The organism is Citrobacter sp. Ce119 (genome assembly GCF_030334525.1).
Classification (GTDB): domain Bacteria; phylum Pseudomonadota; class Gammaproteobacteria; order Enterobacterales; family Enterobacteriaceae; genus Citrobacter; species Citrobacter europaeus.
In genome coordinates this window covers 89,520-101,985 of sequence record NZ_JAOWDR010000051.1, presented here as the reverse complement: position 1 = coordinate 101,985, position 12,466 = coordinate 89,520, and the positions used below count along the sequence as shown (strand labels likewise).

At 49.2% G+C, this 12,466-nt stretch carries 11 protein-coding genes and 1 tRNA gene; 2 read left to right on the top strand and 10 right to left on the bottom strand.

Translation table 11 applies throughout. The annotated features are described in order from the left end of the window. Positions 1 to 11: 11 nt before the first annotated feature. The 5 genes from tviC to actS all read right to left on the bottom strand — a co-directional run bounded on the left by tviC (position 12) and on the right by actS (position 4,901). The gene (gene tviC, locus OGV80_RS13130; protein ID WP_043017473.1) at positions 12 to 1,052 is read right to left on the bottom strand and encodes a Vi polysaccharide biosynthesis UDP-N-acetylglucosaminuronic acid C-4 epimerase TviC; all 1,041 of its coding nucleotides are present in this window, start codon (positions 1,050 to 1,052) and stop codon (positions 12 to 14) included. 2 nt (positions 1,053 to 1,054) lie between these two features. Next, on the bottom strand, positions 1,055 to 2,332 hold the full coding sequence (gene tviB / locus OGV80_RS13125) for a Vi polysaccharide biosynthesis UDP-N-acetylglucosamine C-6 dehydrogenase TviB (RefSeq protein ID WP_043017474.1): 1,278 nt from the start codon (positions 2,330 to 2,332) through the stop codon (positions 1,055 to 1,057). A 255-nt stretch (positions 2,333 to 2,587) separates the two neighbouring features. Continuing rightward, positions 2,588 to 3,112, bottom strand: coding sequence for a Vi polysaccharide biosynthesis protein TviA (locus OGV80_RS13120; RefSeq protein ID WP_043017475.1), 525 nt, complete (start codon positions 3,110 to 3,112; stop codon positions 2,588 to 2,590). A gap of 877 nt (positions 3,113 to 3,989) precedes the next feature. Then, a tRNA-Gly gene (locus tag OGV80_RS13115) sits at positions 3,990 to 4,063 on the bottom strand. Between the two features lie 79 nt (positions 4,064 to 4,142). Then, on the bottom strand, positions 4,143 to 4,901 hold the full coding sequence (gene actS / locus OGV80_RS13110) for an amidase activator ActS (protein ID WP_043017989.1): 759 nt from the start codon (positions 4,899 to 4,901) through the stop codon (positions 4,143 to 4,145). A gap of 166 nt (positions 4,902 to 5,067) precedes the next feature. Here actS and idi point away from each other — a divergent pair, with 166 nt between their 5' ends. After that, complete coding sequence (gene idi / locus OGV80_RS13105) at positions 5,068 to 5,616, top strand: isopentenyl-diphosphate Delta-isomerase (protein ID WP_043017502.1); 549 nt, start codon at positions 5,068 to 5,070, stop codon at positions 5,614 to 5,616. A gap of 85 nt (positions 5,617 to 5,701) precedes the next feature. Here the strand turns inward: idi and lysS are convergent, their stop codons facing one another. From lysS to xerD, 5 genes are all read right to left on the bottom strand, one after another. Continuing rightward, a complete protein-coding gene (gene lysS, locus OGV80_RS13100) occupies positions 5,702 to 7,219 on the bottom strand; it encodes a lysine--tRNA ligase (RefSeq protein WP_005123357.1) in 1,518 nt (505 codons plus the stop codon). A 9-nt stretch (positions 7,220 to 7,228) separates the two neighbouring features. Next, positions 7,229 to 8,327 (bottom strand): peptide chain release factor 2 gene (prfB, locus tag OGV80_RS13095; RefSeq protein WP_096878465.1). Its coding sequence is split into 2 segments (ribosomal slippage): positions 7,229 to 8,251 and positions 8,253 to 8,327, totalling 1,098 coding nucleotides; the frame shifts between segments, so codons are not numbered across the junction. Positions 8,328 to 8,418: 91 nt separating this feature from the next. Continuing rightward, positions 8,419 to 10,152 (bottom strand): single-stranded-DNA-specific exonuclease RecJ, encoded by a 1,734-nt coding sequence (gene recJ, locus OGV80_RS13090; RefSeq protein WP_047408916.1) that lies wholly within the window; start codon positions 10,150 to 10,152, stop codon positions 8,419 to 8,421. Between the two features lie 5 nt (positions 10,153 to 10,157). Next, complete coding sequence (gene dsbC / locus OGV80_RS13085; protein ID WP_043017504.1) at positions 10,158 to 10,871, bottom strand: bifunctional protein-disulfide isomerase/oxidoreductase DsbC; 714 nt, start codon at positions 10,869 to 10,871, stop codon at positions 10,158 to 10,160. Positions 10,872 to 10,894: 23 nt separating this feature from the next. Continuing rightward, the gene (gene xerD, locus OGV80_RS13080; RefSeq protein ID WP_087052034.1) at positions 10,895 to 11,791 is read right to left on the bottom strand and encodes a site-specific tyrosine recombinase XerD; all 897 of its coding nucleotides are present in this window, start codon (positions 11,789 to 11,791) and stop codon (positions 10,895 to 10,897) included. A gap of 113 nt (positions 11,792 to 11,904) precedes the next feature. Between xerD and fldB the strand changes: the two genes are divergently transcribed. Next, the gene (fldB, locus tag OGV80_RS13075) at positions 11,905 to 12,426 is read left to right on the top strand and encodes a flavodoxin FldB (protein ID WP_043017505.1); all 522 of its coding nucleotides are present in this window, start codon (positions 11,905 to 11,907) and stop codon (positions 12,424 to 12,426) included. Positions 12,427 to 12,466 lie beyond the last annotated feature (40 nt).

The window sequence follows — 12,466 nt, the reverse complement described above, 5'->3', positions numbered from 1 at the left end:
AGCAGTTATACTCAGGAATACAAGATAGTTTGCTTATCAATATACCATTTTAGAGTTTGTTTCAGTCCTTCTTTGATATCAAACTCTGGCTCATACGAAAGCAATTTTTTTATTCTGGTTATATCAGCCTGGCTATGCTTAACGTCACCGTCACGAAAATCCTTATAAATTGGCTCAGCACAATTTTGCTCATCCCGCCATAAATTTAATCCATCGCGAATAAGATAATAAAGCTCATTAAGTGACGTTCTATCTCCGACAGCCACATTATAGACTTTATTTTTTGAGGCTAAGTTATTAGTCGTTGCTGATAATAGATTGGCCTGAATTACATTCTCTATATAGCAAAAATCACGGCTCGTTGTACCATCGCCATTGATATAAATCGGTTCATCTTTAAGTAGTGATAGTATCCAACGTGGAATGACTGCGGAGTATGCGCCGTTAGGATTTTGGCGGCGGCCAAAGACATTAAAGTAGCGTAAGCCAATAGCGTTAAAATCATAACTACGTGCAAACACATCAGCATATAATTCATTGACGTATTTTGTTACCGCATACGGGCTTAATGGTCGGCCGATCCGTTCCTCTATTTTAGGTAAATCGGGATGGTCGCCATAAGTGCTGCTGCTTGCTGCATAGGTGAAACCAGATACATGTGCATCTCTCGCCGCCGTCAACATATTTAAAAAACCATCAATGTTAGCACTATTTGTCGTGATAGGATCCTGTAAAGAACGTGGTACGCTTCCCAGAGCAGCCTGATGTAAAACGTAATCGACGTTCTCACAAACAGCCCGGCAATCGGCAAACGATCGAATATCCCCATGAATAAAGGTAAACCGGGACCATTGTTCTTCACTGACAGCGGCGCGCACGTCCTCTAAGTTATGCTGATAGCCAGTTGAAAAATTATCCAACCCAATTACCGTTTGATTTAAAAAGAGCAGTTCTTCCAATAACCCTGAGCCGATGAAACCGGCTACGCCAGTAATAAGCCAACGTTTTGGTTCAAGAACAAGTTGTATTTTTAATTCATCATAAGCTGTCATGATTATAACCTCACATCTGACTGCTCAGGGGGAAGAATATACTTCAGATCATAAAGCACATGTTTATCTTTTCCAAACCCACGAATATCATGACTCCCCATCAGCTTAAACTGCTCATGTCCGACTGCGACAATAATGGCATCATAAGATGCAGTTTTGATTTCCGATACAGGTATAATCCCGTATTCTTCTTCCACTTCCTCGGCATCAACCCAAGGGTCATAAATATCAACATTACAACTGTAATTACCCAATTCTTTTACAACATCAATAATGCGGGTATTTCTGATGTCCGGGCAGTTTTCTTTAAAAGTAAACCCCAGAATCAGAACGTTAGAACCCTCAACGTTAATTCCTTTTTTGATCATGGCTTTAATCAACTGTCCCGAAACATAGTTGCCCATATTATCGTTGAGTCGACGGCCTGCGAGGATAATTTCTGGATAGTAACCGATGCCCTGAGATTTATGAGTCAGATAGTAAGGATCGACACCAATGCAGTGACCACCAACCAGTCCCGGACGGAATGGCAGGAAGTTCCATTTACTTCCCGCGGCTCGCAGCACGGCTTCAGTATCGATCTCTAATCGGTTAAAGATAATAGCCAATTCATTTACCAGCGCGATATTGAGATCACGCTGGGTATTTTCGATCACTTTTGCCGCTTCCGCGATCTTAATGCTTTCGGTTTTGTATGTTCCTGCCGTGATGATCTGTCGATAGATTGCATCAACCAAACAGGCCGTTTCCGCAGTTGAACCAGAGGTAATCTTCTTAATAGTTGTCAGTCGGTATTTTTTATCGCCGGGATTGATACGCTCTGGGCTATAGCCAACGAAGAAGTCTTTGTTAAATGTCATCGCTGATATGCGCTCCAGTATCGGCACGCATTCTTCTTCGGTACATCCTGGATATACCGTAGACTCATACACGACAATATCCCCCGGTTTCAGTACCTTGCCAACGGTTTCACTTGCCCTGATCAAAGGGGTGAGGTCTGGTTGCTTGTAATCGTTGATCGGCGTCGGGACAGTAATGATGTAAAAATTGCATTCTCTGATTTCATCAATTGATGAAGTAAATGTCAGATGACGAGCATCACGTAACTCTTCTTCTGTAGTTTCGAGATTGACATCGATCCCTTCTTTTAGCTCAAGTATACGTTTATGATTAACATCAAAACCAACCACCTGACGAATTTTCCCAAATTCAGCGGCTAACGGTAAACCAACATATCCGAGTCCGATAATGGCAATTTTCACATCATCTTTGCTGATCATTACTGATAAGTCCTTTATTTAGTATTTATTAATTTTAAACTAATCCCAGATATTTCTGGAATGCTACCGCCCCTGGCGAGCTTAGCCAGCATATCTATTGGTATTGTGATTGCGATAATTTTCAGTCTAATTAAGACTAGAATTGTATATTTTCTAATTATAATCATACGAAAGTCGTATGCAGAATCCGTACTAAAACAGTAATTAAATTCCGGATCTTAAAATGTAATTGTTACTGAGTTAATGCATGGTTGTTTAATCTGGCAATAGAAGATACCGAGGGTCCCGCACACCAAATTTCATGGCGACCTCTTTTCTCCAACGATACAATGTAGACGGTGAGTTCATAAATCTATCCTGTAGCTCCTCCATACCGCTTTCGGTCAAGAAATACTTCATCTTCATGATATCTTTTTTGCTGATCTTAAAGCTGCATTCCCTCCGCCCTGCCGTTATCTTGTCACCATTTCGATACAGGCTTATTTTTTTTATCATCTCCGGCACTGGCGTTGTGGTATCGAAAACAGCAATAACATTTTTGATATTATCCAGCCAAAAAAGAGCTAAAGGCATCAATCGTGAACTGGAAATGATGATTATGATTTTATTAATATCTTTATTCCGTGAAAAAAAGATCAACGTACTGCGCAAGCTGTATCGATTAAGGCTCACGAATAAATAATTTCTTTCGTTTGTAATCAGTGACATTTCATCAATAATACCAGCGACGCCAACCCCAAAGTAAATATCATTTGGTGGCCAGAAATGTTGATACTTCATGAAGCCTCCATAACCTCAAACAACTCTATTTCATCCATGGTAAAGGTAAAGGCGTACTTTCAAGCACACCTACCCTCTAAGCAAATACCTAACAACCGAGTAATTTATTTTATTAATATTGCTAAGTACATGAAATGAACTTTTACACAACAAGGATGTGATATCAACCCCTCACCATCCATAACTAAAACCTATCAATCATTCCATTTTGGATTTGAAATACTAATGAATGTTGGCAATTTATTGCTCTTATTGGTTGTATTATTAGCAATGACTGTGAAAACAAACTTTCATCTTTTATTCAAAATGAGAAAAGTCTCAAAACCCACAGAAACATTATCTTACAAATTCACGACATACACACCACGCTTAGAGGTGATATGCCTGAATTGTCACGCATGTCCCTACGCTTAAATTTTTATTGGTACTGGGTGAGATCTTAATCAGTATAACTATAGCCAATCTCACTATATTTTCCGTATTCTTCGACAGTATTGATGTAATATATACAAGGCTTACGATCCGCTCGACCTTGCAAGTATTAGAAATGGTAAGAAGTAGTAGGCTAACTCGTATTTTTTATGTATTTGAACAATCTCGTGGTCGGATGATTAGAATTAAATCAGTTACCTTAATAAACATGTAATTTATTAATTTTGGTAGATGTGCAGACGCTTTAAACATTCCTTTATTAGCTCATGTGGATTGTTAGTTTCACAGGGAGTATCTCTCAGAAGGAGTATCAAATCCCACCAGCTTTCTACCACAGTCGCTTTGGCCTACATAGTTATGACATGAGTCCGATTAACGATAAACGAAGTAACACATTGAAATTTAGAAGGATAATTGAATCAGGAGAGTCAGTGAGTAGAAGAACTGGAGCGGGCGAAGGGAATCGAACCCTCGTATAGAGCTTGGGAAGCTCTCGTTCTACCATTGAACTACGCCCGCATTGAAGTGCGTAAGGGATTATAAACCTTACGCTCTTCTTGGCAAGGGACTAACCGACTGACTGGCGATTAATTCACCGTCAGCATTTTGGTTTACTGCCCTGCGGCGGCAAATAACGCAGCGGATCGATAGCTGTCGCCCGGTAGCGGATCTGGAAATGCAGCCGCACCGTAGTCGCATCCGAGCTGCCCATCGTCGCGATCTTCTGCCCGGCTTTCACGTTTTGACCGTTGTTCACCAACATGGTGTCATTATGCGCATACGCAGTGATGTAATCCTCACTGTGCTTAATCATAATGAGATTACCGTAACCCCGCAGCTGATTGCCGACATAAACCACCTTCCCGGCTCCGGCCGCGTAAATCGGCGTACCGCGCGCAGCCGAGATATCAATGCCCTTATTGCCGCCGTCCGCGGTTGAATAAGGCAGGATCACTTTACCGCTGGCGGGCCACAGCCAACAGCGTTGCCCCACTGGCGGCCACGACGACTGCGGCACAGAAGAAGATGGTCTGACCGCCGCCGTTTTGGTTGCGGATTTTTTGGTTGCTTTGCCAGAGCCAGAACTGGATTTCGCGCCGCTGCTAACTTTTAGCTTTTGTCCTACTTCAATGGTATAGGGCGGTGAAATATTATTCAGGCGGGCGATCTCTTTCACGCTGGTCCCGGTGGCGCGCGAAATACGGTATAGCGTATCTCCCCGCTTCACGGTATACACGGAGCCGGAATAACTTCCTGTATCAGACGACTTGCTCCCGGAACACCCTGCTAACAGCAGACCGACACACAGCAGCATCGCGATACTCAGGCCATTTTTCTTCAGGCGTCCTGCACTCAAAACAATACCTCGCAACATTTTCAGACGCTTTATCATAGCAGCCAGAAACCGGAAGCCAAATCATATCGCGCAACGAGACGTCGACGCTGGCATTTCACACCCTCTGTTAATCATTATGACTTAATTAAGCATATAATATGGGTGCTTAAGATTGATGGTGGATGCTATGCGACAGGAACATGTCATATTATTGAATGAGCAGGACCAGCCTTGTGGAACACTGGAAAAGTATGCGGCGCATACCGCCACAACGCCTCTGCACGCTGCGTTTTCCTGCTGGATATTTAACGACCAGGGACAACTGCTGGTGACCCGCCGCTCACTGCATAAAAAAGCCTGGCCAGGCGTCTGGACCAACTCTGTCTGCGGTCACCCGCAGTTGGGTGAAAGTACCGAAGCCGCTATTGTCCGCCGGGCTCGCTTCGAACTGGGTGTAGACATTGACGCGCTCAGCCCCGTGTATGCTGATTTTCGTTATTGCGCTGCGGACCCGAGTGGAATAGTGGAAAACGAAGTATGCCCGGTTTATGCCGCACAGATCGTCAGTGAGCTACAGCTAAACCCAGATGAAGTGATGGATTGCCAGTGGGGCAATCTTGAGGATGTCTTAAGCGGAATTGACGCGACGCCATGGGCTTTTAGCCCATGGATGGTATTACAGGTTGCAAACGATAAGGCGCGAGAATTACTGCGCAAGTTTGCCAACAGGAATTGACTGCCTGATGGGGCGACGCTTACCTGGCCTACATAATAAATAGTAGGCCGGATAAGGCATCAGCCACCATCCGGCATTTCACATCTTACTTAACCGGGCGCATCGCCGGGAACAGGATCACATCGCGGATGGTATGGCTGTTGGTGAACAGCATAACCATACGGTCGATACCAATACCCAGACCCGCAGTCGGCGGCAAGCCGTGTTCCAGAGCGGTAACGTAGTCTTCGTCGTAGAACATCGCTTCGTCATCACCCGCATCTTTGGCGTTAACCTGATCCTGGAAACGCTGCGCCTGATCTTCCGCATCGTTCAGCTCGCTGAAACCGTTACCGATTTCACGTCCACCGATGAAGAATTCGAAGCGATCGGTGATTTCCGGGTTTTCATCATTACGACGCGCCAGCGGAGAAACTTCTGCCGGGTACTCGGTAATGAAGGTTGGTTGAATCAGGTGCGCTTCCGCAACTTCTTCAAAGATCTCGGTCACGATACGGCCCAGACCCCAGCTCTTCTCAACCTTGATGCCGATAGATTCAGCAATCGCTTTTGCAGAGTCGAAGTTATCCAGATCGGCCATATTGGTTTCCGGACGGTATTTCTGAATCGCTTCGCGCATGGTCAGTTTTTCGAACGGCTTACCGAAGTCGAAGACTTCTTCACCGTAAGGCACTTCAGTCGTTCCCAGAACGTTCTGCGCCAGCGTACGGAACAGTGATTCGGTCAACTCGATCAGATCTTTGTAGTCCGCATAAGCCATGTAGAGTTCCATCATGGTGAACTCTGGGTTATGGCGAACAGAGATGCCTTCGTTACGGAAGTTACGGTTAATTTCGAAAACGCGTTCGAAGCCGCCAACCACCAGACGCTTGAGGTACAGTTCCGGCGCGATACGCAGATACATGTCCAGATCCAGCGCGTTATGATGAGTGATAAACGGACGCGCTGCCGCACCGCCTGGGATCACCTGCATCATCGGGGTTTCTACTTCCATAAAGCCGCGACCCACCATGAACTGACGGATACCCGCCATAATCTGTGAACGCACTTTAAAGGTGTTGCGGGATTCATCGTTAGAGATGAGATCCAGGTAGCGTTGACGATAGCGCGCTTCCTGATCCTGCAGACCGTGGAATTTATCCGGCAGCGGGCGCAGCGCTTTGGTTAGCAGACGCAGCTCGGTGCAATGAATAGACAGCTCACCAGTCTTGGTCTTGAACAACTTACCTTTCGCGCCGAGGATATCGCCCAGATCCCATTTTTTGAACTGCTCGTTGTAGACGCCTTCCGGCAGATCGTCGCGAGCAACGTACAGCTGAATGCGACCGCCAACATCCTGCAGCGTAACGAATGATGCTTTGCCCATAATACGGCGGGTCATCATACGGCCAGCAACGGATACTTCGATGTTCAGCGCTTCCAGCTCTTCATTTTCTTTCGCGTCAAAGTCAGCATGCAGTTGGTCTGAGGTATGATCGCGACGGAAATCGTTCGGGAATGGGATCCCCTGCTCGCGCAGGCTCGCCAGCTTCTCACGGCGCGTCTTCAGTTCATTGTTAAGGTCGGCTACCGCGTCAGCGCCCTGTACGTGTTGTTCAGACATGTTGGTTCCTCATAACCCTGCTTTCAAACTTGCTTCGATAAATTGATCCAGGCTGCCATCCAGCACCGCCTGCGTGTTGCGGGTTTCAACCCCGGTACGCAGATCTTTGATGCGGGAGTCATCAAGGACATAAGAACGAATCTGGCTACCCCAGCCGATATCTGACTTAGTGTCTTCCATCGCCTGTTTCTCGGCATTCTTCTTCTGCATTTCCAGTTCATAAAGCTTCGCTTTCATCTGCTTCATGGCCTGGTCTTTGTTCTTGTGCTGGGAACGGTCGTTCTGACACTGCGTCACGATCCCGGTCGGGATGTGGGTAATACGCACCGCAGATTCCGTACGGTTAACGTGCTGACCGCCCGCACCAGAGGCGCGATAAACGTCAATACGCAGGTCCGCCGGGTTGATATCGATATCAATATCATCGTCAACTTCCGGATAAACAAACGCAGAACTGAACGACGTATGGCGACGACCGCCGGAGTCGAACGGACTCTTACGAACCAGACGGTGTACGCCGGTTTCAGTCCGCAGCCAACCGTACGCATATTCGCCAGCAATTCTGATGGTCACGGATTTAATACCCGCCACTTCACCTTCAGATTCTTCAATAATTTCGGTCTTAAAGCCGCGCGCTTCAGCCCAACGCAGATACATACGCATCAGCATGCTTGCCCAGTCTTGCGCTTCCGTACCGCCGGAGCCAGCCTGAATATCGAGATAGCAATCTGCGCTGTCATATTCACCGGAGAACATACGACGGAATTCCAGCTGGGCCAGCTTATCTTCCAGGGTATCGAGTTCTGCTACGGCTTCGTTAAAGGTTTCTTCGTCGTCGGCTTCTACAGCCAGTTCCAGCAGGCCGGAGACATCTTCCAGGCCCTGGCTCATCTGATCGAGCGTATCAACGATGGCCTCAAGGGAGGAACGCTCTTTGCCCAGCGCCTGAGCGCGTTCGGGTTCGTTCCACACGTCGGGCTGCTCCAGCTCGGCGTTTACTTCTTCCAGACGCTCTTTCTTGGCATCATAGTCAAAGATACCCCCTAAGAACGTCAGAGCGCTCCGTGAGGTCCTGAATGCGGTTATTTACCGGATTAATTTCAAACATTGTCTGATTTCTTTTATTGGACTAGTCAAAATGCGGTTATAAGAGCGGGATTGTACCGGATCCCGGCTCAATTTTATACACACTAAATTCGTCAGACTGGCCAGATATTGTCGATAATAATCTGCAAGCTGCGGTTGCCGCGAAACTCGTTAATATCCAGTTTGTAGGCAAGCTGAACTTCACGAACACCGTTGTCCGGCCAGCAGGTGGTATCGACATTAAACGCAATACCGTCCAGCAGTGGACCGCCGCCAACAGGCTCGACCATCACCTTCAGATGACGCTCACCGACCAGACGCTGCTGGAGCAAACGGAAATGCCCGTCAAACAGCGGTTCAGGGAACATTTGCCCCCACGGCCCGGCATCACGCAGCATTTGCGCGACGTCCATGGTCATCTCCGCCGCGCTCAAAGGTCCGTCTGACACTACTTCGCCCTGCAGTAAAGCGGGATCCAGCCACTCGGTTACCAGTTCGCCGAAACGCTGCTGAAAACGTTCAAACTGCGCCTCCTCCAGCGACAATCCCGCCGCCATGGCGTGACCGCCAAACTTGAGGATCATGCCCGGATAAAGGGTGTCCAGGCGCTCCAGCGCATCGCGCATGTGCAGCCCCTGAATCGAACGCCCGGAGCCTTTCAGCGTACCGTCACCGGCAGGAGCAAACGCAATCACCGGACGGTGGAAGCGCTCTTTAATACGCGATGCCAGAATCCCCACCACCCCCTGATGCCACTCGGGATGATACATCGCCAGACCGCCCGGTAGCATATCACTACTGCGTTCCAGCTTTTCACACAGGGTCAGCGCTTCGGCCTGCATACCCTGCTCTATCTCTTTGCGCGTCTGGTTGAGTGCGTCCAGCTCATTAGCCAACACGCGCGCTTCGCCAATGTTGTCGCACAGCAACAGCGCCACGCCAACGGACATATCGTCCAGGCGCCCCGCCGCGTTCAGTCTGGGCCCGAGGGCAAAACCTAAATCACTGGCAGCCAATTTGAGTGGATCGCGATTGGAAATCTCCAGCAGCGCTTTAATACCCGGGCGACACTTTCCGGCACGAATACGGCTTAAGCCTTGCCACGTCAAAATGCGGTTATTGGCATCCAACGGGACCACATCGGCCACCGTGCCAAGCGCGACCAGATCGAGCAAATCCGCCAGGTTCGGCGGCGTAATGCCTCGTTCATCAAACCAGCCTTTGTCACGCAGGAAGGTGCGTAGCGCCAGCATCAGATAGAAGGCCACGCCAACGCCTGCCAGCGATTTAGACGGGAATTCACAATCGTGCAGGTTAGGATTGATAATCGCTTCAGCGCCCGGCAGCGTGTCCCCTGGCAGGTGGTGATCGGTCACAACGACCGGGATCCCCAACGTTCTGGCATGTTCAACCCCCGCATGGGACGAGATGCCATTATCTACGGTGACAATCAGTTGAGCGCCACGAGCATGAGCCTGATCCACCACTTCCGGGCTTAAGCCATAGCCGTCTTCAAAACGATTAGGCACCAGGTAGTCCACGTTGCTGCAGCCCAACGCGCGCATTGCCAGGATGCTGAGCGCTGTACTGGTGGCGCCATCGGCGTCAAAATCACCGACCACGATGATGCGGGTTCCCGCACGAAAGGCGTTATAGAGGATTTCTACCGCTTTTTCGACGCCGTTCAAATGCTGCCACGGCAGCATGCCTTTCACGCTACGCTCAAGCTCCTGCGCGCTGCGCACGCCGCGACTGGCGTATAAACGGCGCAGCAATGGCGGCAAGTCAGCAGGTAGCTCGGCGGTCTCGTCGGCCTCACGCCGACGAAGTTGTATCTGTTGTTTCACGCGAATTATTTACCGCTGGTTTGTTTTGCATGCGCATCGAGGAATTCTTTCATCTCTTTCGGGCCCTGATAGCCTGGCACTACGTAGCCATTGCTCAGCACAATCGCCGGCGTACCGCTGACGCCAAACTGTACGCCCAGCGCGTAGTGGTTAGCGATGTTCACATCACAGGTCGCCGCTTTCACATCTTTGCCAGCCATGGCGTCGTCAAAGGCTTTGTTTTTGTCCTTCGCGCACCAGATAGACTTCATGTCCTGCTCGGCCTGGCTTTCCAGTCCCTGACGAGGGAAGGCCAGATAGCGTACGGTGATCCCTAACGCATTGTAATCTTTCATCTCTTCATGCAGCTTGTGGCAGTAGCCACAGGTGATGTCGGTAAAAACGGTAATGACGTGTTTTTCCTGCGGCGCTTTGTAGACGATCATCTCGTTCTCCAGCGCGTTCAAATGTTTCATTAGCAGCTGATTGGTGACATTTACCGGGCTCGCGCCACTCACGTCATACATCGGTCCCTGAATAATATGTTTACCGTCTTCAGTAACGTACAGCACGCCGCTATTGGTCAGTACCGTTTTCATGCCCGCAACCGGAGCTGACTGAATCTCGGTACTCTGAACGCCCAGCTTCGCTAATGACTGGCGAATCGCCGCATCGTCTGCATGTACCATGCCGGAAAACGCCGTCGCCAGCAGAGTGAACATCATAAAACGTTTTTTCATAACCTATCCTTTCCTGTCAGCACTCACGCTCGCGGGTGATGCTGTTGATGTAGTTGCCGCAAGCGCTCCGTTGCGACATGAGTATAAATCTGCGTTGTCGAGAGATCGCTATGCCCCAGTAGCATCTGCACCACGCGCAGGTCAGCGCCATGGTTGAGCAGATGGGTGGCAAACGCGTGCCGCAGGACGTGCGGAGACAGCTTTTCGCTGTCGATTCCAGCCAACACAGCATAATGTTTAATACGATGCCAGAACGTTTGACGGGTCATCTGTTGCGCCCGCTGGCTGGGAAACAGCACATCAATCGATACACCGTTGAGCAACCATGGACGACCATGTTCCAGGTACGTTTCCAGCCAGTACACCGCCTCCTCACCTAACGGGACAAGGCGCTCTTTATTACCTTTACCGATCACCCGGACCACGCCCTGACGCAGGCTGACGTCACTCATCGTCAGCCCCACCAGTTCAGACACGCGCAGGCCCGTGGCATACAACACTTCCAGCATGGCTTTGTCGCGAAGCTCCAGCGGTTGTTCGATGAGCGGTGCCTGCAGCAGTCGTTCTACCTGTGCCTCACTGAGATCTTTGGGCAGACGCTGCGGAAGTTTAGGTGATGCAAGCGAGGCGCTGGGGTCATCTTCGCGATATTTCTCACGGTACAGATGCTGAAAAAAACGCCGCGTTGCACTGAGCAAGCGTGCGGAGCTGGTGGCTTTATATCCCCCATCCATCCGTTCAGCCAGAAATGCTTGCAGGTCATCACTCTGCGCAGTCGCAAGCGAAGCGCCGCGGTGATGTAGCCATTCGACAAGCATGGTCAGATCGCGACGATACGCACTTAATGTGTTTTCCGCCAGATTTCGTTCCAGCCACAGGGCATCAAGAAACTGCTCGATGCGCGCCAGATCCTGTTCCACTCGCGCCCCTTAATCCACTCTCATTTTTGATGCATTATGCCTCATTGTGCCGAGAATGCGGCGATTCTGTTACACTACCCGCAACGCTACAGCAGAATTGAGATGTTTACGTCATGAACATGGGTCTTTTTTACGGTTCCAGCACCTGCTACACCGAAATGGCAGCAGAAAAAATCCGCGATATCCTGGGTCCCGAACTGGTGACACTGCACAACCTCAAAGATGATTCCCCGAGCTTAATGGAGCAGTATGACGTGCTCATTATGGGCATCCCGACCTGGGATTTCGGTGAAATTCAGGAGGACTGGGAAGCAGTCTGGGAGCAACTGGACGACCTCAACCTGGAGGGCAAAATCGTTGCGCTTTACGGTATGGGCGATCAGTTGGGTTACGGCGAATGGTTCCTGGATGCGCTGGGTATGCTGCATGATAAGCTGGTCACCAAGGGCGTAAAATTTGTTGGTTACTGGCCAACCGAAGGCTATGAATTCACCAGCGATAAACCCATCATTGCCGATGGACAGCTGTTTGTTGGCCTAGCGCTGGACGAAACAAATCAGTACGATCTCAGCGATGAACGCATTCAGGCCTGGTGCGAGCAAATTCTTGGTGAAATGGCCGAACACTGGTCCTGATAACCACTTTGCCGGATCCTGACGTATACGCCATATCCGG

Coding starts and splice junctions, on each gene's coding strand:
- tviB (WP_043017474.1), bottom strand. CDS start 2,332: ATGATCAGCAAAGATGATGTGAAAATTGCCATTATCGGACTCGGATAT.
- fldB (WP_043017505.1), top strand. CDS start 11,905: ATGAACATGGGTCTTTTTTACGGTTCCAGCACCTGCTACACCGAAATG.
- OGV80_RS13120 (WP_043017475.1), bottom strand. CDS start 3,112: ATGAAGTATCAACATTTCTGGCCACCAAATGATATTTACTTTGGGGTT.
- tviC (WP_043017473.1), bottom strand. CDS start 1,052: ATGACAGCTTATGATGAATTAAAAATACAACTTGTTCTTGAACCAAAA.
- dsbC (WP_043017504.1), bottom strand. CDS start 10,871: ATGAAAAAACGTTTTATGATGTTCACTCTGCTGGCGACGGCGTTTTCC.
- idi (WP_043017502.1), top strand. CDS start 5,068: ATGCGACAGGAACATGTCATATTATTGAATGAGCAGGACCAGCCTTGT.
- lysS (WP_005123357.1), bottom strand. CDS start 7,219: ATGTCTGAACAACACGTACAGGGCGCTGACGCGGTAGCCGACCTTAAC.